The sequence below is a fragment of the Desulforhabdus sp. TSK genome (genome assembly GCF_022836495.1).
Classification (GTDB): domain Bacteria; phylum Desulfobacterota; class Syntrophobacteria; order Syntrophobacterales; family Syntrophobacteraceae; genus Desulforhabdus.
On record NZ_BQXM01000009.1, the window covers coordinates 1 to 23,535 of the forward strand.

Consider the following 23,535-nt stretch of genomic DNA (forward strand, 5'->3'; position numbering starts at 1 on the left):
AGGCCCCACCCTGTGTCGACTTGTGCTGCCCCCCTCGCCCTGGAACAGCCGCCGTGTCCGCGGGCACTTCCATGATCCGCCGGCTCGAAGAAATCCACTGGGACCGGTATCTCTACCATTATACACGTTCCTGCCCGGGGCCATGGCCGGGCCAGGAGGACCAAGATTACCTCCTGAGCCTCCTGGACAACGCCCCGCTGGCCGGGCACACCGCATTGCATGCTTTGATCCGTATTCTGAAGGAGCGTCGCATTCGGGGAAGCTCAAGACTGGTGCGGGGAAACGACGCCGTCGTCTCCTTCTCTTCGAGAAGTCCTCAGGAGATCGGGAATATGCGACAGTGGAACCCGGCGCTCATCCGCTGGACTTTCGAGCCCTACGGCCTGGCCCTGAGCCGGAAGATCCTGAAAAACCTCGGCGCCAGGCCCGCCGTCTACGCAAAGAGCGACATCTACCATCGATTGCCGCATGCGGAGCGCTTCCGCTTTCAGCGCCACGAGCCGCCGCGCTGCTCCTGGAAGCATGAGCGAGAATGGCGGTTTCCCCACGACCTGAGCCTGGAGGGGATTTCCACGGAGGATTACTTCGTCTTTGTTCCCACGTATGAAGACGTTCTGGATCTGGAATTTCACCTGGACACGCTGCCCCACGTGGCCGTCATTCCCCTGCAGGGCCTCCAGCCATGAGGCCGTTCGGAGGAAAAAGGCCAAAAATTTGATTTGACCTCAAGTGACAATTCATGGAAATTGATCCCTCTCGGTGACTTTGCGAAGGAGAGTACCCATCCCCGCACCCCTCCCGGAATGGATGGGGGGGAGCATCCATGCACGAAGAGGGGCTCACCTCCATTCCGCAATGCTGCTTTTCAGACTTTCGCTTCAGGAGATTCCCATGGATGAGCTTTTGAAACAGTTCCCCGTTGTCGTAGAGTTTCCCGTGGCATGGGGAGAGATGGATGCCCTGCTGCACGTCAATAATGTCACTTATTTCCGATACTTTGAAAATGCCCGCCTCGCATATTTCAAAGAGATGCAATACATGGAATATATGGAAAAGACGGGGATCGGACCCATCCTGGCACACCAGCAGTGCAGGTATCGCTTACCTCTCACCTATCCGGATGTGATCTCCGTGGGAGCGAAAGTGGCCGACATGGAGGCGGACCGGTTCCTCATGAAATACAGGGTGGTCAGCCACCGGTTTCAAAAAATCGCCGCGGAAGGCGACGGTCTTCTCGTTTCCTTTGACTACCGAAACAACTCGAAAGTCGCCCTCCCCGACGTGCTGCGTGAAGCCATTCAGAACATCGAAAGCCGCATCGCTTAAGCTTTACGGCTTTCCCGACGCGCACCGTGATGAGCCCGCGATCAAAGTCCAGGCACTTCGCTCGCATACGGACGCACTCCATGAGGCAAAGCCTGCCCCCGTGGAGCAGTTTCGCCATGTGGAGGTGGACACTTTACATCCCGTGGATACCATATGAACAGACCGGTGATGACATCGTGCCGGTCACGATTCATGCGATCACCCGTGAACAGATCAGCTTTCGACTCAAATCCGGGAGATTTTGCAATGACTAAGCTTCACATGGCTTACTTTGAAAGAGAAGACATCCTCCACCTTTCGATCTCCGACGATCCGGAAGTCGCCAGTGTCGAAATCAGTCCAAACATAACTGCAGAGCTCAATGAGAAGGGTAAACTGATCGGAATAGAGATCTTGAATGCAAGCACTTATGTACGGCATGCGATTCTGGAACCTGTCCAAGCCAAGATGCTTTAACTCTCTGAAGCGAAAACCGCCTGAAAAGGCCGAACCACCTGTCTTGGACTGGCCCGCTGCGCAAACAGCCAAACACATAGGGAGAATGCCGCGGTGTTCCGGGCGCGTGTCGGGCCGCGCGTAGCCACATCCCGATAATTGCGATCTTTAGGCCACGTGGGTTGTTGAACGCATTCTGAGGTAAGTCGCCCAACCCGTTGCAGCGTGGGGCGCTGCGCGCCGCCGCGGAACCGGAACGTTGGGCGGCGACTGGTGGCCAGTGCAAATTGACGTGGACTCGAGGGGTGGATAGTTTTGTAATTATGGCCATAATCGAGGGAATTCGCGGGAAATTTGAGAGGCGGCAGTATGAGTTTTCCAAACATGCCGTTGACCAAAGCATCATCCGAGACATAAGTGTGGGCGAGGTAGAAGATACTATCGGCGGCTAAGGCGAGATCATTGAAGACTACCCGAATGATAAGTATGGCCCGAGTTGTCTCATCCTTGGTTTCACGAAAGCGAGGCGACCACTTCACATTCAGTGCAGCTATCCGACTAGACCTCTTGTCAAGGTTGTCAACCTGTACGAGCCTGATCCCGATTTGTGGATCGATTTCCGGGTCGGAAGGTGAGATGAAAGTACATTAGGAATGAAAGAAACAATGGTAGACACTAAAGTGACCTAAACTCTTGAACATGCAGGCTGGTTCTTCATTGTTGAAAATGTGCCCGCCCGTGTGTGCAAAGAGACTGGTGAACAGTTTTTCGCACCCGAGACGGTCGAACATATCCAGAGAATTATCAAGAGCAGGAAGAGACCGGACAGGGTGATAGAGACCCCCGTATACAATTATGCATGAAAGCACTCCCCAGCCGATTCGAGTCGGGCGGATACCGGGAGAGTGTCGACTCCTGCCCGCAACGGGGTTTGATGAAATGGTGGTGCTGATATTGAGGAAAGAACTTGCGGTTGTATCGCGCGAAATAAAAAAAGGTTACTTGAACAGCTCAGCGAATTTGACCAATTGTAAGGTGGATCACTCTTGATCAAAGCCTGGAGCGGATGCCCCATTCACCAGAGGGGGCATCATATGAAATTTGTCACGGCAGGAGAGAACATGAATACCGTAGAGCGTGACATCATCATCGAGATGTGTCGCGATAGCGATGCCTCAATGGTCGGCATTTTTGGGTCCATGGCGAGGGGAGAGGCTTCCGCATCCAGCGATATCGACCTTCTTGTAAGGTTTGCCAAACCGAAGAGTCTCCTTTCGCTGGTGAGGCTTGAGCGCGAACTGTCAGACGTGCTGGGGAGGAAAGTCGATTTGTTGACCGAATCTGCTATCAGTCCATACCTCAAGGATCGGATCCTCAACGAGCTCATGGTGATATATGGAACGAGATGATTCTGTCTATCTCTACCACGTCATCGATGCATCTGAGCGCATTTCTGAGTATTTGGAAGGGGTCGACTGAGTCCGATTTGAAACGAATCATCTCCTTCAGGATGGAATCATCCGACAACTTGAAATCATTGGTGAAGCCATCAAACGCGTTTCCAAAGAACTGCGCGTCATATATCCTGAAGTTCCATGGCAAGATGTTACTGGAATGAGGGACAAATTGATTCATGACTACTTCGGCGTGGACATAGAAACAGTATGGCTCACAGCAAATGATGATATCCCGATTTTAAAGCAACAGGTTGAACGGATTCTCAGAGACCTCGGAAAGGCACACCGCTAACGAAAGAATACAGCGGACACAAAACCACGCTCGGGAGTATCGGGCCCATGGTCTCGGCTTGGGAGACAATATCCAGCCGCGTAAAGATTTGGCAGACCCCCAAAACACCCCCCTGCCCCACTCAAGGGGAGAATCGAAGGAGGTTTGACTCCCGAGCAGACGAATTTTTAGACAGTCCATCAGGAGAGCCGGTTTCGATAATCCTCGTAGCCGAACTGACGGATCACACGCACCGCGCCGCTTCGGTCCCGGATGGCTATGGACGGGAGGCGCACTCCATTGAAGGTGTTGTTTTTCACCATGGTGTAATGGGCCATGTCGAGGAGTACAATCCTGGAGCCCACGGAAAGGGGCTCCGAAAACGAGTAATCGCCGATAATATCCCCCGCAAGACAGGTCATCCCCCCCAAGCGGTAGGTATAAGGGTAGTCCCCCGGCTTTCCAGCTCCATCGATTTCGGGTCGATACGGCATCTCGAGGACATCGGGCATATGGGCCGCGGCAGAAGTGTCCAGAATGGCGATGTCCATGCCATTGTGAACGATATCCAGGACAGACGCCACCAGGACGCCCGTATTGAGGGCGATGGCTTCGCCGGGCTCCAGGTAAACCTCCACAGGATACCGGCGTTTGAAGTCGTCAATGAGCCGGCACAGAAGATCCACATCGTAATCCTGTCGCGTGATGTGGTGCCCTCCCCCGAAATTGACCCACTGCATCCCCTGCAGGAATTCTCCGAACTTTTCCTCGAATACCGGCAGAGTCCGCGCCAGGGAATCGGCGTTCAACTCGCAGAGCGTGTGGAAATGCAGGCCCGAAAGACCCTGGAGATTGTCGGCCTCAAAATTGGCCCGCGTCACTCCCAGCCGTGAGAAAGGTCCGCAGGGATCATAGAGGGGGACGCTGACTTCCGAATGCTCCGGGTTCACGCGCATCCCGCAGGCAATGTTCCGGCCGGATCTCGCAACCCACCCCTTGTAGCGGTTCCACTGGGAGAAGGAATTGAACACCAGGTGGTGGGTGTAACCCAGGAGCTCGTCGAATTCCGATTCCCGGTAGGCTGGAGCGAAGACATGCACTTCTCCCCCGAATTCCCTGAACCCCAGCTGAGCCTCATCCAGAGAACTGGCCGTCACCCCATGCAAATATTCCCGGATGAGGGGGAAAACGCTGAACATGGCAAAACCTTTGAGGGCCATGATGATTTTGCACCCTGTTCGCCGCTGAACGGAATCCAGCACCCGAAGGTTCTTTTCCAGCGCGGCCTCATCGACCACATAACAGGGCGTGGGGATGTCCTCAAGAGCAGTCTTCATATTTCGGCCTCTACCGGGTTTGCTCCCCGGGACGGATATCTGTCTTCTACATCAATCCAAAAACTTTTCCGTCCAGGGCAAGCCATACTTCCCCAGCGCTTCCATGAAGGGAGTCGGATCGAGCTCCTCGACGTTGAAGACCCCTTCCCCTCTCCAGGTTCGCGTCAGCATCATCATGGCTCCGATCATGGCCGGAACGCCCGTCGTGTAGGATATGGCCTGCGCTTTCACTTCCCTGTAGCATTCCGCATGGTCGCACACATTGTAGATGTAATATTTTCTGGGCTTTCCGTCTTTCACGCCTTCGATCATGCAGCCGATATTGGTCTTTCCCTTGTAATTCTCACCCAGGGAAGACGGCTCGGGCAGCAGCGCCTTCAGAAACTGCAGGGGCACGATGTCGCATCCCTGGAATTTTACGGGATCGATACGGGTCATGCCGACATTTTCGAGGACCCTCAGGTGCGTCAGGTATTCCTGGGAGAAGGTCATCCAGAAGCGCATGCGCTTGATCCCAGGGATATTCTTGACGAGAGATTCCATCTCCTCGTGGTACATGAGATACATCTCCTTGGGACCGATCTCGGGGAAGTCGAAGGTCTTGTGAATGGAGAGAGGGTCCGTCTCGATCCATTGACCGTTCTCATAGTATTTCCCCCGCGCCGAGACCTCCCGGATGTTGATCTCGGGATTGAAATTGGTGGCGAAGGGATGGCCATGCTGCCCGGCGTTGCAGTCCATGATGTCGACGGTGTGTATTTCATCGAAATGGTTCTTGAGGGCATGGGCACAAAAGATGTTGGTCACTCCCGGGTCGAAGCCGCACCCCAGCAGGGCCATGAGGCCTTTTTCCCTGAAACGGTCGTGGTAATCCCACTGCCATTTGTAGCAGAACTTCGCTTCGTCAGGCGGTTCGTAGTTGGCGGTATCGAGATAATCCACCCCTGTTTCGAGGCACGCATCCATGATGGAGAGGTCCTGGTAGGGCAAAGCAACATTGATGACGAGATCCGGCGAAACCCTGCGAATGAGCTGCACCAGCTCTGCCGTATTGTCGGCATCCACCTGTGCCGTCTCGATGGGTCGTGACAGCTGACTCCTGATTTTTTCACATTTTTCCAGCGTACGGCTCGCCAGAACAATTTCGGAAAAAACTTCCGGAGCCTGTGCACATTTGTGAGTGACCACTCCTCCCACACCGCCGGCGCCGATGATCAGAACCTTGCCCATGGTGACCTCCTTTGCTGCTCTGCATGTATTGATTTTCAGTACGGCTCATATTACCGAATGGATCGATATCAACCGGCTCGCATACCTTCACACCCGAAGCTCAAAAGTCGGGTATTATAAAAATGTCCAAAATCTATGTCAATGAGCTCTAAAGGAAAATTGTAGCTGGGCAGGAGCCTTCGACGCATCTCCGGTTGGATTCCATCCAGCCTTCAGAAACGGAGGAGAGAGAAGCGTCTGGGCATTCCTGCTTGCACTACGCCCCGAAAGAACTCATAATGAATTGAAGCGACTACGAGTGGAGGGGCTGTGCGGGAAGTGCGCGGAGCCCTGTGTGGCGACACCAAGAATCCAACCCCCTTGAGGACATGAGGATGCGACGATGAACGATGAGAGCCTGAAAGCATTGATTGAGCGCCTGGCTTCCGAGTGCGACGCGTATATTGACCTGGTAGCCGTCAGAAAAGACTTGATGACTCAGAAAACGTATTCCACCAAGCGGGACCACCACCTCAGTGAAATCGGCGATACCATCGCTCTCCTCATAGAATCCCGCCTGAAGGCTCTCAAGTGTGGAGGTGCCCCCGAAGACTTGAAAGAGCTGCAGGCCGAGTACCAGGCCCTGACAGGGCCCCTCCTCCAATTCATCGATTCCCGCATCCGAAAAATGGGGAAAGCGTCATAATCCGGACAGGAAGGGCTTAGAGCTACCGTTATGCATTGGCTGGACAGGATTCCATTTTGGCCGCTGGCCGTCGTCGCTCTTTTCATGGGGCTGGCTCCCTTCAGTCCCGAGCCTCACCTTTGGGAAAAAGCCAAAATGCTCGTTGCCGGCAACCTCGTACGCCCCCTCGACATCATCGATCTTCTCTGGCACGGATTTCCGGCAGCCCTTTTGCTCCTCAAGGTGGCACGCCTGTTTTTTCATTGAAGTCAGCGCAATGCATTGGAATCAAGGGCGGCTATGACGACGCTTTTCACCCTCATCGGATTGTTCCTGGGGCTTGTGCTCTCAGCCAGGTCCATTCATCAACGACTCCAAAGATTGAGAAACGGGCTGGAGTCAGCCTGGATCGAAGTGGACAGGCAGCTCCAAAAACGATACGAAGTCACCGGGCGGCTGCTGCAGGGATGCCCGGACTGCTCCGCCCTGGACCCGGCCCGCCTGGAGAAGATGTCACAAAGCCTTTCTGCCGCGATGCATCTCGTCTCACCCCGGGAAAAGGCGCCGGCGGAAAACCGATTCCAGCAAGCCCTTCACGGCTGCCTGAAACAATCCTCACTCTCCCCTGAGGCAGCGCACTCAACGCCCCTCGCTCTCCTTCGCAGGCAGCTGCAGGAGATCGAGAACGAACTGGAGACGGCCGTGGAAAATTACAACACGATCGTGCGGGACTACAACGCCACCATCTCCTATTTTCCCTCCCATATCATTGCATCACGCTTCCATTTTGTTGCTGCCGAGGCTTTTCCTCTCGATACAATGGGCTCCGAGGGCAAAGCCCATCCGGAGAAGGCCGCCTGACCGGCCGCGGAACATCCCCAAAAGAAGAGTTGACAGGTCCATGAAAACATCCAAAGACTCCCCCACCGTTTATTCCACAGGCACCGGACGGATTTGCCCCGAGTGCGGACGCCCCGTCAAGGAATGTCATTGCAGGAAAGAAGCACCACGGATCGCAGGGGACGGCATCGTCCGCATGCAGGCTGAAGTGGCGGGGCGCGGCGGCAAGACGGTCACTACCCTGTCGGGCATCCCCCTGGCCGACGAGGAGCTACGCCAGCTGGCTACAGAACTGAAGCGCCGCTGTGGAACCGGAGGAACGCTCAAAAACGGCGTCATCGAAATCCAGGGGGACCACCGCACTGTCCTGGAGGCGGAACTGGGCAAACGGGGATACAAAGTCAAACGGGTGGGAGGCTGAAGAGGCTCCACAACCAAAGACTGTCCAAAATGAGGATGATCCGCAGGAAATTTTTCCGACTTTCCCTGCATTCAAAAAAATGATGGGGCTTAGCGGATTAGCGTGACGTAGCCAATCCACGATGAGCCCAAATGATCAGGATGCAGGCGGGCAGCAAGTTTTTGCCTCGGGGTCCACGGAAGGCACGGCCGCTCGAATGCGCTCCTGGCTGAGGAAGACCCCCGCAAACACCAGGGTTGACGCCAGGTATTGTGCAGCTGTGAAGCGCTCGCCCAGCACCATCCACCCCAGCACGATGGTAAACACTGGAATGAGGTTCACGTAAGCGGATGCCTGGCTGGCGGGGATACGACTGACCCCATAATTATAGAGGCCATAAGCTCCAACGGTGATGAAAACCCCCAAATAGAAGATGCTGAGACTCGGGACCCACTCCAGCTTCCCGGGAAGCGTCGTGGACTCCACGAACAGAAACGGGAAGAAAAAGACGGTCCCAACAAAGGCCTGAAATGCAGTGAGAAAGAGCGGGTTGTAACGCGCCGTCAACCGCTTCAGCGTGAGGGTGTACCCCGTGGCGAAGACCATGGCCATGAATTCGCAGAAATTCCCCCACAGGGGATTCGGTGCGTTCTCGCTGGGCAGGGCCCCCATTCCCAGCCAGGAAGCCCCGACAATGGCCAGGGCAAACCCGGCGAAGGTCTGCTTCGTGACCCGTTCCTTCAGGAAGACCCGGGCTCCCACCGCCACCATGAGGGGCAGCATCGCCGTGATCATTCCCGCCTGGGAAGCCGTTGTATTTTCGATGGCCCTGGCTTCGAAGACAAAATAGAGGCACGGCTCGCAGACGGCCATGAAAAGAAGGTACTTCAGATCTCCCTTCCGGTAGAGGTTGCCCCGGCATCTCCCGAGGAAGAACAGAAAGAAAAGACTCGCCACGGCCATACGTCCAAAGACGACCACCATGGGATCGTAACTCTGAAAAGCCAGCTTGAGGGCGATAAAGGAACTGGCCCAGAGAATCATCGCCAGCACGAGGCTCACGACAGAAATCCATTCCGAACGCACCGATCTCAATTCAACAACTCCCTGCAACGTTGAAGGTGGAGACGTTATTCTTGCTTCAATTTCCATTTTAATTTATTTCATTCTTCAGGAACACGGCTCCAGTCGTCGCTGAAACAAAAGAAAGCCCTTTCCCGGGTTCCGCACCAGGCCTTTTTCCCAGTGCGCCGGCAAGCCCCTCTCTATAAAAAGGTTGTCTTTATGCGCTACCCAGATTTCGTATTGAGCCTGCCCTCGTGGATCGACAGGTTCCTCCCCGAGCCCGAGAGGGTCTATCCCAGCATCCAGGAACGGATGCGCCTTGTCATTCAGCTGTCACGGTTGAACTTCGAGGAGGGCACGGGAGGGCCTTTCGGAGCAGGCATTTTCGACATGCAAACCGGTCGGCTCATTGCACCGGGGGTGAACCTGGTGGTACCATCCAATTGCTGCATCGTCCATGCGGAAATGGTGGCCATCATGATCGCGCAGCAGGCGATGGGAAGCTACGATCTGGCGGCTGAAGGGTTGCCCCGGTGTGAAATGGTCGTGAGCACCGAACCGTGCGCCATGTGCCTGGGGGCGATTCCCTGGTCGGGAATCCGCCGGCTCGTATGTGCAGCAAGAGACGAGGACGCCAGGAGTATCGGCTTCGACGAGGGTGCAAAAGTCCCCGACTGGGTCGCAAGCCTCGAAGAACGGAATATCACCGTCGTGCGCGATGTCTGCCGTTCTGAAGCCGGCGCGGTCCTTCGGGCATACCTGGAATCGGGCGGCATCATCTACAACAGCCGCCGCACTGCATGAATCCTTGCCACCCATGAAGTCCATTCCAAGAAACTGACACAACGGCCAAGAGGGCTCGACAATGATCCAGGTGACCCCCTTCCTCAGCATCGACGAAAACGAAATTCAGGAAGAGTTTATTCTTTCCTCCGGGCCGGGAGGACAAAATGTCAACAAGGTGGCTACAGCCGTACAACTACGGTTCGATGTCTCCAAATCCCCATCGCTGTCACCCGAAATCAAGGAACGGCTGATCCGGCTCGCTGGAAGTCGAATGACCAAAGACGGTGTGCTCATCATCAATGCCAGGCGTTTTCGTACCCAGGAAGGCAACCGCCAGGATGCCCGCCTCCGTTTGGTGGAATTGATCCGCCAGGCAGCGGAAACGCCCAGGCCGCGGCGAAAGACAACCGTCAAAGCGGCCGCCAAACAGCGCCGCCTGGACGAGAAGCGGCAGCGAAGCACGACCAAGAGCATGCGGCGACCGGTTACCCGGACAGAAGAATGAAGCTGGCTGGCCGCCCACAGCCGGGGGCGCCCGGAGCAATCGTCCAGGCAGCCTCTCAACCGGACATCCACCCCCGCAGATCCTCTCCTTCCCCTTCCAGCAGGGGATAATCGCACCGCCTTCCCCAAGAGTCTTTCAGGACTATGAAATTTCCCTTGATTTCCTGAACGTACCGGGGCGTCAGCGGAATTTTCCCCCTGCCTCCGGGAAGGTCGATGACATAGTGGGGCATGGCCAGCCCCGAGATGCGATTGCGCAGGGCATGGACGATTTTGAGGCCGACACTCACAGGGGTTCGAAAATGCGAGGTCCCCCGCGTGAGGTCCATCTGGAGCAGATAGTAGGGCCGGACTCTCATTGTAAGGAGCTTCTGGAACAATGCGCCCAGGATTTCAGGGGCATCATTGACGCCCCGCAGCAAGACTGTTTGACTCCCCAGAGGAATGCCGGCGTTGGCCAGGATCGCACACGCCGCACGGGAGTCGTCAGTGATCTCCCGCGGATGATTGAAATGCAGATTGAGATAGACGGGGTGATACCTGGCCAGCAGGGCGGCCCATTCCTGCGTGATTCGGCGAGGATCGACGCAGGGAACCCGCGACCCGATGCGGATGATTTCCACATGAGGGATTTTTCGCAGCGCGGACAGCAGGGCCTCCAGGCGCTTCATGGGCAGGAGAAGGGGGTCTCCCCCCGACAGGAGAACATCCTGGACATCGGGGGTCTTTCCAATGTACTCCAGGGCCGCTTCCACGTTCGCGTCCGTCAGAGGAACAGGCTCCCGCCATCTTCTCTTCCGCGTGCAAAAGCGGCAATGCACCGCGCACTGTTGGGAAACCAGCCAGAGGATCCGGTTGGGGTAACGGTGCACCAGGTTCGGCACGGGGGAAAGAAGCTCTTCGGCCAGGGGATCCTCCATGCCTCCCAAATCCTGCAGTTCACGGGGATCGGGAATGCACTGCCGCCAGATGGGATCGCCGGGAGAGTCCATGAGGCTTGCATAATACGGGTTCACCTTGAAAGGAAAATATGCGGCCACAGGCCGTATCTCCTCCACCTCCACGGGATAATCTCGCACGAGATTTTCCAGGGTTGCCGTGCTGGATTCCGCCCGGAGGGAGCTCGATAGCATCTCCATAAACTGAGTGATCCCTGTACTACGCAGGAAGCGTGATCTTGCGTTTGGCAAGATCAGCCTGCTGCCGGTACAGGATGGCGACATTTCCCACCAGCCCCACCGGTTCACCTTGGCATTTTTCCGTGATTTCCTGGAAAAGCTCCTTTTTGCGATCCTGAAAATCCAGAAACTTTATCTTGATCAGCTCATGGGTGTTGAGAGCGATCTCCACGGCGGTCAACAACTGATCCGTCAAGCCGTTCTTTCCGATCTGCACCACGGGCTTCAAATGATGAGCCATTCCCTTCAAATACTGTCTTTGAAAACTACTCAGGCTTTCCATACGTTATCCTTGCTTTGAGCATATCTCGCCTCTCCAGCCTCCTATCGTGGGCCCTCGCAATTGAGGCTCTCCCGCCCCCCATCGGGCAGGTTTCATAACTGGAATGAAGAAAAAGGGCAACAGGTCCCAGGACTCCCTTTTGTTCCCACACTGGAACCGCGCCGACTCAAGACTGAACGAGCACCCCCAGCTTTTCGACAAATGTCCTCATTTCCTCTTCCGTGCCGATGGTGACCCGGAGGTAATCCCGCACCCGGGGCTTATCAAAATAGCGCACCAGGATGCCCTCATTTCTGATCTTCTGAAAAAGCTCTCTGGATGGATGGCTTGCATGGCGCACCAGGATGAAATTGGCCTGGGAAGGAACTACGGAAAAGCCGATTTTGCTCAGCTCCTTTGCCGTCCATTCACGAGTGGCAATGACCTTCCGGCAGGTCATTTGGAAATATTCTTCGTCCTTGATGGCTTCCAGGGCTCCAGCGAGGGCCAGTCGATCCAGTGTGTAGGAATTGAAGGAGTTCTTGGTCCGCTCGAGGCCCTCGATGAGGTCTTCATTCCCGACGGCAAATCCCACCCGCAAGCCGGCCAGGGAGCGGGATTTGGATAGAGTCTGGATGACCAGGAGATTGGGATGGATCCTGGTGAGCGGAATGGCCGTATCACCGCCGAAATCGATGTAGGCTTCATCCACCACCACGGCGGAGCCGGTGTTTCTTTCCAGGAGTCCCACGATTTCGGAAAGAGGGAGGCAATGGGCCGTCAGGGCATTGGGGTTGGCGAAGATGATCCCCCCGTTGGGCTCCACATATTCCGACAGATCGATGCGGAAGTCCTCCCGGACGGGAATGCGCCGCGCCTGGATGCTGAACAGGTTGCAATAGGCGTCATAGAAGCTGTAGGTCACGTCGGGAAAGAGTATGGGCTCATCCTGCTTGAAAAAAGTGAAAAACGCCAGGGCCAGGATCTCATCGGACCCATTTCCCACGAATACATTGCCGGGTTCGACCCCGTGGTACTGCGCAAGGGTATCCCGCAGCTCCTGGCAGTTGGGATCCGGATACAGTTTCAGAAGATCATTGGCCGCATGCCTGATGGCAGCGATGACCGAAGGGGAAGGAGGGTAAGGATTCTCATTGGTGTTCAGTTTGATGTAACGCCTGTCCCGGGGCTGCTCTCCAGGCACATAAGGGTCCAACTCCTTGACGATTTTGCTCCAGTATCGGCTCATTGTGCTCTGCTCTTGTCCTTTCAGAGAATTTTTTCGAGCTCCACGCTCGCCTCGCATACTGCATAATAAGTCCAAAGACTTCAAGACCAATCCTACTGATCTTTTTGACACTTATGTCATAAAATTGGCAAAAAGGGCAGCATGGGATTTTATGCCTCGTAACGCTTCGTCCTGAAAAAGGACTTCCTCCGACAGAAGGGAACAAACCGGCATCCTCCACTGCGCATGCTGACCGTTCCCGCATGCTTTCTCCCCATTGCCTCAAAGGTTGTTCCATCTCGCTTGGGCATTCTTGTTGCACATTCCTCCCTGGTCTCGATGCAACGGGGATGGCCCTATTCTATGGGAAGCGCTTGTTTGAGGGTCTCTCCATGGGAAGCGCATCATTCAAAACACTCAAGTGCCAGGGCCAACTCAACCGATAAACCTTTGAGCAATGGGATCAGGAGCAATCACTGCAGGAGCAAGGAGTAGTGCATGGACCCAAATGAAATGGAAGGTTTGGAGTTTGAGCTGGAAACGGACATCCCTTCCGCAGATCACTCGATGCGAGCTGAGGCCAAGCCCTTTATTCGAAAATCCTTCCGAGTACCCATCGATGAAAACTGTCCCATGTACGCTCAGGTTGCAGATCGGGAATACAGGGTCATCAATCTGTCCGAGGGCGGCGTGGGATTTCTGATCGACCACCATGAGCGTTTTGTACGCGATGACCGCATTGAAGCGCTTACACTCAAAATGGGGCAGCAGGTCCTCACGTTCAAGGGCAGAGTCGCGCACATCTCACCCCATGAAACCGGGGACTGCCTTTGTGGCGTAGAATTTGTCGAAATGGATGCTCAAACGGCCCGTGAACTGGGAGAAATCCTTGCAGAGAATCAGCGTTACTGGTTTGACGTCCGCTGATATCCCGCATAGCGATCATTGGAGGGGTCCCCGACCATGGTAAGAGAACAAAATGAGCGGGATATACTGGCAGGCCTTCTGCAAGGAGGGCCGGAAGAAGACAGTCTACCGGCAGTGCAGGAGCTGTCTCAACTGATCGAACGCTATACGGAATCCGTTCTCGTCAAGCCCCTCAAGCCCGCTTTACACAAGTCCGCCAGGAACAGGCACACCGGTCGGCGGCTCATGAAGAAGGCCACCCACTACCTTTCCATCGACACGACCGAAGCCCTTGAAGAGGCAAAAGAAGAAATCCGCACCCTCGTCTCTCCCAGCCTCAAACGCATGATCTCCAAATCGCGCATCGTGGACATGGCGCTGCAATATGTTCTGAATGAACTGGCTGAAAAGGGAGCCGGGAGCCCCCTGGTGGAGCACATTCTCCAGGGAAAAAACAAAAAATCCCATGCTGATGGCTGAATACGCCGCTTCAGGTCTGCAAATGATTCGGCTTTCCTTCAGGGATTTTACTCTGTCGGCATGACAGGAGGCCCGTAATGATCATCACGTGTCCCCGTTGCAAGAAGCAGTGCAACATCGATGAAAAACGCATCCCCCCCAACGTGCGGAAGGCCAGGTGCAAGAGCTGCGGCTATCTTTTCGCCCTGAACCTGTCGGCTGGGGGCGAAGAGTCGCTCTCCCGAAAGAGTACTCGCATTATCGGAGTGGCACTGAGCAAGGGAGGAGTGGGCAAGACCACGACGGCCGTCAATCTATCGGCCGGACTCGCCCTGGCGGGCCACAAGGTTCTGCTCATCGACACGGACACCCAGGGTCAGGCCAGCTACAGCCTGGGGGTCAAACCCAAGGCCGGGCTCGTGGAGTTGATCACCGAAGAGCTCAAACCAGAGGAAACCGTCTGCAAGGTCCGGGAGCGCCTCTGGCTGCTCGCCGGAGGCAAGTCGCTGGCAGGAGTCAAGAGGCTCATCGACCGCAAGGACTTCGGCGGTGAGCTCACTTTCAAGGAATCCCTGGGCGTCTTTGACGGGGAATACGATTTCATCGTCCTGGACACTTCCCCGGGATGGGACGCCTTGACAGTGGGAGTGCTCTTTTATGTCAAGGAGGTCCTCACTCCCATTTCCCTGGAGGTCATGGCCCTTCAGGGCCTGGTGGAATTCATGAAGAGCCTGGCGAGCATACGGAAGTACCGTGAAGAGCTTGAACTAAAATATATTCTGCCGACTTTCCTGGATGGACGGGTCAAACAGTCCCAAAAGATGCTGGAGGAGCTGAGCAAGCTATACGGTCAGCAAATCTGCTCCCCCGTCCGATACAACGTGCGGATCGCCGAAGCTCCCGCCTACGGCAAAACCATTTACGAATACGCCCCCGGTTCTCCCGGCGCTCACGACTACCGGGAACTGGTGAGGCGGGTTACGAACAACCCCAATCTTTTCCGGTAGCCTGGGCAGGAAACCGACTGAAGCGCCTCCGAATTTCCGGACCCTCCTTTCGGCATCAATGCGGTAGAACTAACGTCACCCCGGTGAAAACCGGGGTCCGGAATGTCTCTATTTTCCTGGATTCCGGCTTTCGCCGGAAAGGCGAAGGTTGGTTCATTCAACAACGTAACCTTTCGGCCTTGCCCCCTACCCCCTCCCAATACTTTCATCAAATGTCCATGTTCATGACGGTGCGCACTTCGGCAAGAGTCTTTTCCGCTTCCTGGCGGGCCCTCTGGATGCCGCGCATCAGGATGTCCCGCACCCGTTCGGGATCCTTCTCGATGTCCCGTCTCCGCGCGCGAATGGGCGCCAGATGGCTGTTGAGGGCTTCCGTCACGAAGGCTTTCAACTTTCCTGCTCCTCCATCACCAATTTCCTCGGCGATACTCGCGGGGGGCCTTCCCGTCGCGATGCCCGCCATGCGAAGGAGGTTGGAAACCTCCGGCCGCTTGTCGGGATCGTAAGTGATGAGGCGGTCGGTATCCGTCTTGGCTTTCTTCACCAATTTGGCCGTTTCGTCTTCCGTCGCCCGCAGCATGATGGAATTGTTCCGGCTCTTGCTCATCTTCTGCGACCCGTCCAGCCCGAGAATCACCGGAGCGCTGCTCAGCAGTGCATCGGGCTCGGGAAACACTTCCCTGTCCCCGGCGAACTTTTTATTGAAACGGCGTGCAATGGTGCGGGTGAGCTCCAGGTGAGGCAGCTGGTCCTTGCCGACAGGGACGACGTTGGCCTTGCAGAAGAGGATATCGGCAGCCTGGTGCACCGGATAAATGTACATGCCCGCATTGACCTTCTTCTGGCCGGCAGCCTCGATTTCTTCCTTCACGGTGGGGTTCCGGTCCAGCTCAGCGTTGGAAACAAGGGTCAAGAACGGCAGCAGCAATTGATTGAGCTCGGGAACATGGCTGTGGGGAAAGATGAAGGTTCTACCGTTGTCCGGGTCAAGTCCCACGGCCACATAATCCATGACAAGCTGATGAACGTTTTCGGAAATCATGTCAAAGGCATCCCGGTCGGTGAGTACCTGGTAGTCGGCAATGACCACGAAGACTTCCACCCCCAGGTTCTGAAGCCGCACGCGATTGTCGAGGGACCCGAACAGGTGCCCGATATGGAGACTGCCCGTGGGACGGTCTCCCGTCAACACCCTGTACTTTCCGGGGTTTTTCACCAGGTCTATTTCCAGGTCCTGGCTTCTTTTCAGAGACGCTTCAAAAGTTCCATATTCTATCGTTCGTGAGCCGTGCATAATTCTGTTTGTCCTTATCCAGAGCAGAAGAATAAAACCAAAGACCGTTCAGGCAATCCATACAAGAGGTTCTTATAATTTAAGTTTGCTCTCTTGAGCAATTCTTTTGATCTCAATAGTGCAAAACTCGTTTCACCACAATTGTTCCTGCAGTTCTTTCTGCCTCACGGGCCGTCACGAGCGTCGTATCACCCCTGGTAGACTTCGTTCGCGGCATGGGCAGCCTCGACACGGACGGAATGCTCCATTGAAAGCGCTCGCAGCCCATGAAGGCCTTCTCCACCGTGTGCACCCTGATTTCCTTGCCAAGAGACTCTCCCTGTGGAATAAATGCATGTAAAAGTCGCTCTCCCCCATGGATTCGCAGGAACCTCGAGAGGAACATTCACAAATACGCAAGGAGATCCGATGGTTGAAATATCGAAGCTCAGATCCATTGGCGTACTTTTCGCTCTATTGGTTTTCGCTTTGAGCGCTTGTGCCACTGCTCCCTACACCGAAAGAAGGCAGCTCATGCTCATCGAACCGAGCCAGGAGCTGGCCCTTGGCCAACGGGCCTCCGCGGAAGTGCTGAGCAAAGCCAAGCCCAGTCGAGACCCTGTCTACGTCGAGAAAGTGGAGCAAGTGGGACGGAAAATCGCGGGGGCGGCGGATCGCCCGGACTTTGCCTGGGAGTTTCGCGTGCTCGACGACCCGAAGACGGTCAATGCTTTCTGCCTGCCGGGCGGCAAAGTCTTCGTCTATACGGGAATGTTTAAATACGCTGAAACCGACGGGGAGCTCGCAACCGTTGTGGCCCATGAAGTTGCCCATGCAGTGGCGCGCCACGGCGCTGAACGCATGAGCACCGCGCTGCTTGCTCAAACCGGGCAAACCGTGGCTGCCGGGCTTTTGAACATCTCGTCTCCTGTTGCATTGAGCGCCTTCAACACCGCCTATGGCGTGGCAGTGGAAGTCGGAGTCACCCTGCCCTACAGCAGGACACAGGAATACGAAGCCGACCGCATCGGATTGATCCTCATGGCCAAGGCGGGATACGACCCCAATGCCGCCGTCAGCTTCTGGGAAAAGATGAAGAGCTCCAAGAGCGGATCCGCGACTCCCGCCTTCCTCTCGACCCACCCCACCGATGAGGCTCGCATCGAGGAAATCAAGAAGTTCATCCCTGAAGCCATGAAATACTATCGCCGTTGAAAGGCCGTGTGCAACCCCCTCACCCCAAGAGGGCGAGAGGGACTTCCGACAGGTCCCAAGCTCAGCTCAACGCAATGGAGTGACCGACAAGGTGTTGTCATTCCGGACTTGATCCGGAATCCAGAGAATTTACCGGATGCCGGCTCTTGCCGTCATGGCGAGATGAAAAAGGGCACCTTGTTCTATGGACCTCTCCTGAGCTTCAATCAACGTAGTTGACAGCCCCTTTCGGGGTCCGCTCCCCCAGGGTGAACCTGTTCTCGGCTGCCGCATGCCCTGCAATGACTGCGCACTGGACCACGTACCCCTCCGGGATGCCGGCCTCCAGCAACAGGTCACGATTCTTTTCCCCTTTTAAGGCCATCGTGGGCGAAACCAGATAGCAGGATCCCAGCCCCAGACACGTCGCCTGAAGCAGCATGTTCTCCGCGGCGAGCGCCGTATTGACCGCGCTGAAAGGGGCATCTGCAGGACCGGAAAGCAGGATCAGCACGGGCGCACCATAAAGGGGCTGGTATCCCGGGAGGGCTGCTCTCTCCTGCAAAAACTTGTTGCCCGAGTGAACCATGGCAGCAAGGGTGCGATCATTGATCCTTTGGCGCAGCGCGGCGTTGCGAATGACCGAAATCTGAAGCGGCCCGGCATTGGGTGCCCACCGACCGGCCTCGACAATCTTTTCCAGATCCTCGGCCGCAACCGGCTGATCCAGGTAGGCTCTGACACTCTTCCTCTTGGCAATGGCGTTTGCGATATCCATTCTCATCCTCCTCGATTTTTTTCAGAAATGCCTGAGACTTTACCTCAAATCCGCTCAGAGAGCAACGGCAGACGAAACACCGAAAGACTCTTGTTGCCGGGGATTTATTGATCCAGGAGCATAAAGCCCTGAATCTTTTCCCATCATTCCTCCATAATTTCCACATGGTTTTCCGTTATACACACCAGCGTAACGAACGCCGTTTCACCATGGGGGAGCCGATGCACCGAACGTTTCGGCACTCTTGCTTTTGTTCTGTGGATGAGTAGGGTAGAATGCGGGTTGTAAACCGTCCTCGCAACAGACTGTTTCTCGGATGTGCATGGGCATCGCAGATGGATAAGGAGGGCAGCAACATGAAAAGGTCACTTTTCGGAGCAATGGTTTTGGGGCTGGCAATGGTCGTGCCCATTCCAACACAGGCAGGGTCGGTGGACATTTCCATCGTTCTGCCCCCGCCCGTCGGGTTTTCGGCACCCCCGGAGGTCGTTGTGATCCCTGGGACATATGCCTATTTTGTCCCAGGAATCGATGTGGACATTTTTTTCTATAATGGCTACTGGTGGCGCCCATGGCAGGGACGTTGGTATCGGTCACGGCACTATCAATCGGGATGGAATTACTATCGGGGAGTGCCGTCGTTTTACAGAGGGATCCCTCCAGGTTGGAGAAATGATTACAGTGCCTATCGCTGGAAGGGATATCGATGGACCCCGCAGCGAGTACCCTATCACCAGCTCGAGCGCAACTGGAGTGGATGGCAAAGAAACAAGCATTGGGAAAAGCAACAGAAGTGGGGTGTGGACGGATGGAATTCCAGGCCACCCTCCCAGAAGGAGCGTTGGCAAAACCAGCAAAGGGACACCCGGCGAGCACCGGTTCGGCAAATTCAGCATGACTCGCAAGGTCGACAAAAGGACAGACACTGGGAAGACCGTGGGAATCGCGGCGGTGGAGGTGAAAAATCCCGGCCACATCCGCCCAGGAACCACTCGAATGGAGGGGGCAATTCCCAATTCCATGAGGGCAGAGGACATGGAAAGCATCCCTGAGAAGCCATCAAAATGAAGGATGGAATTACCGCCGCGTTGGCCTTGACCTCGACAAGGTCAACGCGTGGTCGGCGTGCGGGTGAAGTCCATCTCCGTGCTCCCGTCGCCGAAAAAGCTGATGAGCCGCTGAGCGATGGTCATCCTTCCCGCATGCTGGACTCGGATTTCCACCGGGAGCTCGACAGCTGCGGCGTCATGTACTTGGAAGTCCCATCGCGCACGTGTCCAGCGAAAGGGTCTTGACCAGCCCACCTCGGCATCGATGAAAGCCCTTCCGGGAGTGACTGTGGCTTCGACCCACGCATCCTTCACATAAGTCCCGGCACCGGTGCTGCGCTGTACCCCGGCAACCTCCGCACCCGCACGAACATCGACGCGTGCGCCGGCATCCTCCACCTCGAAGTCGAACGACGCTGCGGCAAGCGTCCACCCGTCGTAGTCGTTGTAGCGTGTGCCGCGGATGATGGAACCGGCGCTGTAAGCCTGCATCTCGGGCTGCCGATTGGCGCTCAAAAGCGGCGAGCCGGCCCGTTCAACGGTTGCCCGGGACCGCGCAGCACGTCAGGGGCAGTCAGGGGCGCGAACGTTTCCGAAGCACCGTCCGTCCCATTTCCAACCGTTGCAATGGGCCGGGATAACTGCCCCGCCTGCTCTGCCGGACAGGTGGGGCAATCCCCGCCCCTGCTTGAACCTTCCCGCCACTGTGCCCGTCCCGGCATCGCCATGACCTCACCGGCGATACGGTCTGCCTCCTGCTCGTACCTGTCGCCGGGACTATTGACCTTTAGCTTCGGCTGAAGATGACTGAAGGCATTGGGATGCGCAGGCATTCGGGAAGAGTTGAGCCTCGCAGACAACGGTGCGATTGCCGTCGAACCCACGTCCGTCTGTGTCTGATGGCGCGGCAGCTGCCGGACCCCTTCGTGGCCCACAAAGCGCTGTAAAGAAAAGATGGACCGTTTGGAACGGCTCTGCCCGGCAGGCGACACCCTGGAGCTTGAGAGGCTCGGCACCCGGCTTTTGGGCACTTGATTGTCTTTCAGTGCAAAGGTGCGCATGTTGGTGACCTCCTGTTCAGTCGATGTTCTCGCCACGACGTGAAATCAATCCCGCCTACTGCTCCTTAAAGGCAATAGAAGCGCCGATCAACAACAGTAAGAAGCATCTTGGCAGGCTCTCTTTTTTATATAACCTTCGCGAAATGGAAAATCCTCAAAACTTCTCTACGTTTTCTCCATATTTTCCCCACATTCCTGCGCTATTTCAGGCAGCGGGAAGTGATTCTTTCCACCTCGTACCATCCCTCCTACGGAGAGCCGGGTTTTTCCCCTTCTTGCCCGGCTCTCCACCCCTCTGAACGCCGCAACCTCCTCTCCTTGTGTCGGTCCATCCTCCTCCACGGAGGCAAGGAAGGCCGGAAGGCCTTCGCCTATTCCGTCATGGCCATGATGTCACTGGGTGGGCTCGGCGGCACCTCTAAAAATGATGCTCGCATCTCTCATCCGGCAGTTCTCAGGAAACACGCCCTCCAAATCATATGTTGATGGGGTCTCCCTCGGGGGTGGTCGGTGCAGTGCCGAGGAGAGTGCTTTCTTCTTGAGTCGGAGCCGGTCAGGGTATACATCTTAAATCGATTTCAATACGAAAGGGAGGAGCACATAGCTCTCAGCGCGAGAAACCCTCGAGCTGGATGGACCATTGACCATACGATCAAAAAACCCGGTGGATTTCCCCTGCCGGTCGTTATAACAAAAAAGCTGGAGGCTTTGATTTGACCCCGGAGACTCACTCACAACTGGCCGGCTTCATCTGGAGCATTTGCAACCTGCTTCGAGGCCCTTACAAGAGGAATGAATACCGAAAAGTCATCCTTCCGCTCACCGTGCTCCGGCGCTTTGACTGCCTGCTTGCACCCACCAGGGACAAAGTCCTTGAAGAGTATGCGGCCATAAAAACCAAGCCGGAAAATGTGGTCCGCAGCCTTCTTCAAAAGACCACGGGCCGTCCCTTCTACAACCTTTCCAAGCTCGACTTTTCCAGGCTGCTCGACGATCCCAACCAGCTCGCCCCCAACCTCAACAGCTACATCAACGCCTTCTCATCGAACGTCCGCGCCATCATGGAAAAATTCGCCTTCGACCAGCAGATCGCCAAAATGGCCGAGAAGAACCTCCTTTTTGAGGTCGTCAAGGCCTTTGCCGGGATTCAGCTTTCCGAGGATCGCGTGGACAACGTACAGATGGGTTATGTCTTCGAAGAGCTCATTCGGGTCGGTGCGGAACAATCGAACGAGGAAGCCGGGGAGCATTTCACCCCACGTGAAGTCATCAAGCTCATGGTCAACCTGCTTCTCTCCCCGGAGCAGGATCTGCGCCGCAGCCACGTGGTAAAAACGATCTACGACCCCGCCTGCGGAACAGGCGGCATGCTTTCGGTGTCGGAAAACTACATCCGCACCCTCAATGTGGAAGCCAATCCGCTCCTCTTCGGCCAGGACTGGAACGACGAAGCCTGGGCTGTCTGCAAGTCCGATATGCTCATCAAAGGCGAAGACGCCGACAATATCCGTCTCGGGGACATCTTCACCCAGGACGGCTTCGACCGCACCCCGGACGGGCAGAAGATCACCTTCGACTACATGCTCGCCAATCCCCCTTTTGGTGTGGAATGGAAGCAGCAGGCCCGCTTTATCCAGCAGGAGCACGAACAACTGGGCTACCAGGGGCGCTTCGGCGCCGGACTGCCCCGCATCAACGACGGCTCCCTCCTTTTCCTTCAGCACATGCTTTCCAAAATGCGCACGCCACAAGACGGCGGCAGCCGCATCGGTATCGTCTTCAACGGTTCGCCCCTCTTCACCGGCGATGCGGCCAGCGGCGAGAGCAACATCCGCCAGTGGATCATCGAAAACGACTGGCTGGAAGCCGTCGTCGCCCTGCCCGACCAGCTTTTCTACAATACCGGCATCTCCACCTACATCTGGGTGCTCACCAACCGGAAGGAGCCCCGGCGTCAGGGCAGGGTCCAGCTCATCGATGCGCGCCAGTTTTACGTGAAAATGAAAAAGAGCCTGGGCAACAAGCGCAACAAGATCGGGGACAGGGATGAAAACGAGCCCGACCAGATCGGAGACATCACGCGCATCTTCGGTAATTTTCAGCACGATGAAGCACGCACTCTCTCCATGAATGGAAAGGGAAACGAAAAGACCCTCACGGTCAGCAAAGTTTTCGATAACGCCGATTTCGGCTTCAGCAAAATCACCGTCGAACGCCCCCTCCGCCTCAATTTTCAGGCCAGTGCGGAGCGCCTCGAACGGCTCGAAGATGAAACGGTCTTCAAAAACCTCGCTACCAGCAATAAGAAAAGCGAAGCGGCCCGCCTGAAGGAAATCGAGGCGGGCAAGAACCGTCAGGAGGAAATCCGCGCGCTGTTGCGGGTTTTCGCCACGACCCATGGCGGGAAGATCCATAAGGACCGCAAGGATTTCCTCCTGGCCCTGCGAGAGATGGATCGGCAGCATGGCGTGCGCCTGAGCGCCTCGGAGCTCAAGGCTCTGCTGAATGCGCTGGGTGAGCGCGATGATACGGCTGAAATCTGTCGCGACCGCCACGGCAATCCCGAGCCGGACCCGGAGCTTCGCGATACCGAAACCGTGCCGCTCAAGGAGAGCATCGAAGCCTACTTCCAGCGGGAGGTTCTCCCCCACGTGCCCGATGCCTGGATCGACGGCAGCAAGACCAAAATCGGCTATGAAATCCCCCTCAACCGCCATTTCTACCGCTACGAACCTCCGCGTCCCCTGGAAGAAATCGAAGCGGACATCAAAGCCCTTGAACGTGAAATCGTGGAACTGCTCTCGGAGGTGACGGCGTGAGCATTT

The 23,535-nt window shown here is 56.0% G+C and carries 25 protein-coding genes and 4 pseudogenes; 19 read left to right on the forward strand and 10 right to left on the reverse strand.

Translation table 11 applies throughout. The features are described from left to right. The 7 genes and pseudogenes from MWC30_RS06990 to MWC30_RS22900 all read left to right on the forward strand — a co-directional run. Nucleotides 1-686 (forward strand): annotated as a pseudogene (locus tag MWC30_RS06990) (hypothetical protein); the annotation flags it as partial. 205 nt (nucleotides 687-891) lie between these two features. Further along, on the forward strand, nucleotides 892-1,326 hold the full coding sequence (locus MWC30_RS06995) for a thioesterase family protein (RefSeq protein ID WP_244083447.1): 435 nt from the start codon (nucleotides 892-894) through the stop codon (nucleotides 1,324-1,326). Nucleotides 1,327-1,572: 246 nt separating this feature from the next. Next, nucleotides 1,573-1,782: a DUF2283 domain-containing protein gene (locus MWC30_RS07000; RefSeq protein ID WP_244083448.1), complete on the forward strand. Its 210-nt coding sequence runs from the start codon at nucleotides 1,573-1,575 to the stop codon at nucleotides 1,780-1,782. A gap of 308 nt (nucleotides 1,783-2,090) precedes the next feature. Then, nucleotides 2,091-2,396 (forward strand): annotated as a pseudogene (locus tag MWC30_RS22890) (DUF4258 domain-containing protein). A gap of 18 nt (nucleotides 2,397-2,414) precedes the next feature. After that, nucleotides 2,415-2,624: pseudogene (locus tag MWC30_RS22895) on the forward strand (YgiT-type zinc finger protein). Between the two features lie 231 nt (nucleotides 2,625-2,855). Then, the gene (locus MWC30_RS07005) at nucleotides 2,856-3,170 is read left to right on the forward strand and encodes a nucleotidyltransferase family protein (protein ID WP_244083449.1); all 315 of its coding nucleotides are present in this window, start codon (nucleotides 2,856-2,858) and stop codon (nucleotides 3,168-3,170) included. 85 nt (nucleotides 3,171-3,255) lie between these two features. Beyond that, a pseudogene (locus tag MWC30_RS22900) lies at nucleotides 3,256-3,510 on the forward strand (DUF86 domain-containing protein); the annotation flags it as partial. A 179-nt stretch (nucleotides 3,511-3,689) separates the two neighbouring features. Here the strand turns inward: MWC30_RS22900 and nspC are convergent. Both nspC and MWC30_RS07015 read right to left on the reverse strand, forming a co-directional pair. Continuing rightward, nucleotides 3,690-4,826 (reverse strand): carboxynorspermidine decarboxylase, encoded by a 1,137-nt coding sequence (nspC, locus tag MWC30_RS07010; protein WP_244083450.1) that lies wholly within the window; start codon nucleotides 4,824-4,826, stop codon nucleotides 3,690-3,692. A 51-nt stretch (nucleotides 4,827-4,877) separates the two neighbouring features. Further along, complete coding sequence (locus tag MWC30_RS07015) at nucleotides 4,878-6,056, reverse strand: saccharopine dehydrogenase family protein (RefSeq protein ID WP_244083451.1); 1,179 nt, start codon at nucleotides 6,054-6,056, stop codon at nucleotides 4,878-4,880. Nucleotides 6,057-6,438: 382 nt separating this feature from the next. Between MWC30_RS07015 and MWC30_RS07020 the strand changes: the two genes are divergently transcribed. From MWC30_RS07020 to MWC30_RS07035, 4 genes are read left to right on the forward strand one after another with little or no spacing between them, the layout of a single operon-like run. Next, nucleotides 6,439-6,741 (forward strand): hypothetical protein, encoded by a 303-nt coding sequence (locus tag MWC30_RS07020; RefSeq protein WP_244083452.1) that lies wholly within the window; start codon nucleotides 6,439-6,441, stop codon nucleotides 6,739-6,741. A 30-nt stretch (nucleotides 6,742-6,771) separates the two neighbouring features. Then, nucleotides 6,772-6,987, forward strand: coding sequence for a hypothetical protein (locus MWC30_RS07025; protein ID WP_244083453.1), 216 nt, complete (start codon nucleotides 6,772-6,774; stop codon nucleotides 6,985-6,987). 33 nt (nucleotides 6,988-7,020) lie between these two features. After that, nucleotides 7,021-7,581: a LemA family protein gene (locus MWC30_RS07030; RefSeq protein ID WP_244083454.1), complete on the forward strand. Its 561-nt coding sequence runs from the start codon at nucleotides 7,021-7,023 to the stop codon at nucleotides 7,579-7,581. Between the two features lie 40 nt (nucleotides 7,582-7,621). Beyond that, nucleotides 7,622-7,981 (forward strand): translation initiation factor Sui1, encoded by a 360-nt coding sequence (locus tag MWC30_RS07035; RefSeq protein WP_244083455.1) that lies wholly within the window; start codon nucleotides 7,622-7,624, stop codon nucleotides 7,979-7,981. A 135-nt stretch (nucleotides 7,982-8,116) separates the two neighbouring features. Here MWC30_RS07035 and MWC30_RS07040 read toward each other — a convergent pair whose 3' ends face one another. Next, nucleotides 8,117-9,046, reverse strand: coding sequence for a DMT family transporter (locus tag MWC30_RS07040; RefSeq protein WP_244083565.1), 930 nt, complete (start codon nucleotides 9,044-9,046; stop codon nucleotides 8,117-8,119). A 198-nt stretch (nucleotides 9,047-9,244) separates the two neighbouring features. Between MWC30_RS07040 and MWC30_RS07045 the strand changes: the two genes are divergently transcribed. Next, nucleotides 9,245-9,829 carry a nucleoside deaminase gene (locus MWC30_RS07045; RefSeq protein WP_244083456.1) on the forward strand — a complete coding sequence of 195 codons (585 nt, stop codon included), beginning with the start codon at nucleotides 9,245-9,247 and terminating at the stop codon, nucleotides 9,827-9,829. A gap of 61 nt (nucleotides 9,830-9,890) precedes the next feature. Continuing rightward, the gene (gene arfB, locus MWC30_RS07050) at nucleotides 9,891-10,316 is read left to right on the forward strand and encodes an alternative ribosome rescue aminoacyl-tRNA hydrolase ArfB (protein WP_244083457.1); all 426 of its coding nucleotides are present in this window, start codon (nucleotides 9,891-9,893) and stop codon (nucleotides 10,314-10,316) included. A gap of 55 nt (nucleotides 10,317-10,371) precedes the next feature. Here arfB and MWC30_RS07055 read toward each other — a convergent pair whose 3' ends face one another. The 3 genes from MWC30_RS07055 to hisC all read right to left on the reverse strand — a co-directional run bounded on the left by MWC30_RS07055 (nucleotide 10,372) and on the right by hisC (nucleotide 13,004). Next, entirely contained in the window at nucleotides 10,372-11,454 is a 1,083-nt protein-coding gene (locus MWC30_RS07055) for a KamA family radical SAM protein (protein ID WP_244083458.1), read from the reverse strand. Between the two features lie 19 nt (nucleotides 11,455-11,473). Continuing rightward, nucleotides 11,474-11,776, reverse strand: coding sequence for a YhbY family RNA-binding protein (locus MWC30_RS07060; protein WP_244083459.1), 303 nt, complete (start codon nucleotides 11,774-11,776; stop codon nucleotides 11,474-11,476). Nucleotides 11,777-11,942: 166 nt separating this feature from the next. Then, nucleotides 11,943-13,004 (reverse strand): histidinol-phosphate transaminase, encoded by a 1,062-nt coding sequence (hisC, locus tag MWC30_RS07065; protein WP_244083460.1) that lies wholly within the window; start codon nucleotides 13,002-13,004, stop codon nucleotides 11,943-11,945. 477 nt (nucleotides 13,005-13,481) lie between these two features. Here hisC and MWC30_RS07070 point away from each other — a divergent pair, with 477 nt between their 5' ends. The 3 genes from MWC30_RS07070 to MWC30_RS07080 all read left to right on the forward strand — a co-directional run bounded on the left by MWC30_RS07070 (nucleotide 13,482) and on the right by MWC30_RS07080 (nucleotide 15,355). Further along, on the forward strand, nucleotides 13,482-13,910 hold the full coding sequence (locus MWC30_RS07070) for a PilZ domain-containing protein (protein WP_244083461.1): 429 nt from the start codon (nucleotides 13,482-13,484) through the stop codon (nucleotides 13,908-13,910). Nucleotides 13,911-13,946: 36 nt separating this feature from the next. Continuing rightward, complete coding sequence (locus tag MWC30_RS07075; protein ID WP_244083462.1) at nucleotides 13,947-14,369, forward strand: hypothetical protein; 423 nt, start codon at nucleotides 13,947-13,949, stop codon at nucleotides 14,367-14,369. 77 nt (nucleotides 14,370-14,446) lie between these two features. Continuing rightward, nucleotides 14,447-15,355 carry an AAA family ATPase gene (locus MWC30_RS07080; protein ID WP_244083463.1) on the forward strand — a complete coding sequence of 303 codons (909 nt, stop codon included), beginning with the start codon at nucleotides 14,447-14,449 and terminating at the stop codon, nucleotides 15,353-15,355. 208 nt (nucleotides 15,356-15,563) lie between these two features. On the opposite strand, the gene trpS is transcribed toward MWC30_RS07080, so the two are convergent. Next, entirely contained in the window at nucleotides 15,564-16,649 is a 1,086-nt protein-coding gene (gene trpS, locus MWC30_RS07085) for a tryptophan--tRNA ligase (RefSeq protein ID WP_244083464.1), read from the reverse strand. 408 nt (nucleotides 16,650-17,057) lie between these two features. Between trpS and MWC30_RS07090 the strand changes: the two genes are divergently transcribed. Continuing rightward, on the forward strand, nucleotides 17,058-17,843 hold the full coding sequence (locus tag MWC30_RS07090) for a M48 family metallopeptidase (RefSeq protein WP_244083465.1): 786 nt from the start codon (nucleotides 17,058-17,060) through the stop codon (nucleotides 17,841-17,843). Between the two features lie 202 nt (nucleotides 17,844-18,045). Here MWC30_RS07090 and MWC30_RS07095 read toward each other — a convergent pair whose 3' ends face one another. Further along, nucleotides 18,046-18,600 carry a nitroreductase family protein gene (locus tag MWC30_RS07095; RefSeq protein ID WP_244083466.1) on the reverse strand — a complete coding sequence of 185 codons (555 nt, stop codon included), beginning with the start codon at nucleotides 18,598-18,600 and terminating at the stop codon, nucleotides 18,046-18,048. A gap of 531 nt (nucleotides 18,601-19,131) precedes the next feature. Between MWC30_RS07095 and MWC30_RS07100 the strand changes: the two genes are divergently transcribed. Then, nucleotides 19,132-19,668 carry a hypothetical protein gene (locus MWC30_RS07100; RefSeq protein WP_244083467.1) on the forward strand — a complete coding sequence of 179 codons (537 nt, stop codon included), beginning with the start codon at nucleotides 19,132-19,134 and terminating at the stop codon, nucleotides 19,666-19,668. 41 nt (nucleotides 19,669-19,709) lie between these two features. Here MWC30_RS07100 and MWC30_RS07105 read toward each other — a convergent pair whose 3' ends face one another. Both MWC30_RS07105 and MWC30_RS07110 read right to left on the reverse strand, forming a co-directional pair. After that, nucleotides 19,710-20,165, reverse strand: a complete 456-nt coding sequence (locus MWC30_RS07105) for a hypothetical protein (protein WP_244083468.1) — start codon at nucleotides 20,163-20,165, stop codon at nucleotides 19,710-19,712. After that, entirely contained in the window at nucleotides 20,162-20,710 is a 549-nt protein-coding gene (locus MWC30_RS07110) for a hypothetical protein (protein ID WP_244083469.1), read from the reverse strand. Before MWC30_RS07110 ends, MWC30_RS07105 begins: the two co-directional genes overlap by 4 nt. A 713-nt stretch (nucleotides 20,711-21,423) precedes the next feature. Between MWC30_RS07110 and MWC30_RS07115 the strand changes: the two genes are divergently transcribed. Further along, on the forward strand, nucleotides 21,424-23,529 hold the full coding sequence (locus MWC30_RS07115; RefSeq protein ID WP_244083470.1) for a class I SAM-dependent DNA methyltransferase: 2,106 nt from the start codon (nucleotides 21,424-21,426) through the stop codon (nucleotides 23,527-23,529). The last annotated feature ends 6 nt before the right edge of the window (nucleotides 23,530-23,535 follow it).

Excerpts from the sequence above, each read along its gene's own strand:
- hisC (WP_244083460.1), bottom strand. The coding sequence starts at position 13,004 with ATGAGCCGATACTGGAGCAAAATCGTCAAGGAGTTGGACCCTTATGTG.
- MWC30_RS07035 (WP_244083455.1), top strand. The coding sequence starts at position 7,622 with ATGAAAACATCCAAAGACTCCCCCACCGTTTATTCCACAGGCACCGGA.
- arfB (WP_244083457.1), top strand. The coding sequence starts at position 9,891 with ATGATCCAGGTGACCCCCTTCCTCAGCATCGACGAAAACGAAATTCAG.
- MWC30_RS07100 (WP_244083467.1), top strand. The coding sequence starts at position 19,132 with ATGTGGACATTTTTTTCTATAATGGCTACTGGTGGCGCCCATGGCAGG.
- trpS (WP_244083464.1), bottom strand. The coding sequence starts at position 16,649 with ATGCACGGCTCACGAACGATAGAATATGGAACTTTTGAAGCGTCTCTG.
- MWC30_RS07030 (WP_244083454.1), top strand. The coding sequence starts at position 7,021 with ATGACGACGCTTTTCACCCTCATCGGATTGTTCCTGGGGCTTGTGCTC.
- MWC30_RS07015 (WP_244083451.1), bottom strand. The coding sequence starts at position 6,056 with ATGGGCAAGGTTCTGATCATCGGCGCCGGCGGTGTGGGAGGAGTGGTC.
- MWC30_RS07045 (WP_244083456.1), top strand. The coding sequence starts at position 9,245 with ATGCGCTACCCAGATTTCGTATTGAGCCTGCCCTCGTGGATCGACAGG.
- MWC30_RS07075 (WP_244083462.1), top strand. The coding sequence starts at position 13,947 with ATGGTAAGAGAACAAAATGAGCGGGATATACTGGCAGGCCTTCTGCAA.
- MWC30_RS07080 (WP_244083463.1), top strand. The coding sequence starts at position 14,447 with ATGATCATCACGTGTCCCCGTTGCAAGAAGCAGTGCAACATCGATGAA.
- nspC (WP_244083450.1), bottom strand. The coding sequence starts at position 4,826 with ATGAAGACTGCTCTTGAGGACATCCCCACGCCCTGTTATGTGGTCGAT.
- MWC30_RS07000 (WP_244083448.1), top strand. The coding sequence starts at position 1,573 with ATGACTAAGCTTCACATGGCTTACTTTGAAAGAGAAGACATCCTCCAC.
- MWC30_RS07060 (WP_244083459.1), bottom strand. The coding sequence starts at position 11,776 with ATGGAAAGCCTGAGTAGTTTTCAAAGACAGTATTTGAAGGGAATGGCT.
- MWC30_RS07025 (WP_244083453.1), top strand. The coding sequence starts at position 6,772 with ATGCATTGGCTGGACAGGATTCCATTTTGGCCGCTGGCCGTCGTCGCT.
- MWC30_RS07055 (WP_244083458.1), bottom strand. The coding sequence starts at position 11,454 with ATGGAGATGCTATCGAGCTCCCTCCGGGCGGAATCCAGCACGGCAACC.
- MWC30_RS07110 (WP_244083469.1), bottom strand. The coding sequence starts at position 20,710 with ATGCGCACCTTTGCACTGAAAGACAATCAAGTGCCCAAAAGCCGGGTG.
- MWC30_RS07020 (WP_244083452.1), top strand. The coding sequence starts at position 6,439 with ATGAACGATGAGAGCCTGAAAGCATTGATTGAGCGCCTGGCTTCCGAG.
- MWC30_RS06995 (WP_244083447.1), top strand. The coding sequence starts at position 892 with ATGGATGAGCTTTTGAAACAGTTCCCCGTTGTCGTAGAGTTTCCCGTG.
- MWC30_RS07070 (WP_244083461.1), top strand. The coding sequence starts at position 13,482 with ATGGACCCAAATGAAATGGAAGGTTTGGAGTTTGAGCTGGAAACGGAC.
- MWC30_RS07090 (WP_244083465.1), top strand. The coding sequence starts at position 17,058 with ATGGTTGAAATATCGAAGCTCAGATCCATTGGCGTACTTTTCGCTCTA.
- MWC30_RS07095 (WP_244083466.1), bottom strand. The coding sequence starts at position 18,600 with ATGGATATCGCAAACGCCATTGCCAAGAGGAAGAGTGTCAGAGCCTAC.
- MWC30_RS07005 (WP_244083449.1), top strand. The coding sequence starts at position 2,856 with ATGAAATTTGTCACGGCAGGAGAGAACATGAATACCGTAGAGCGTGAC.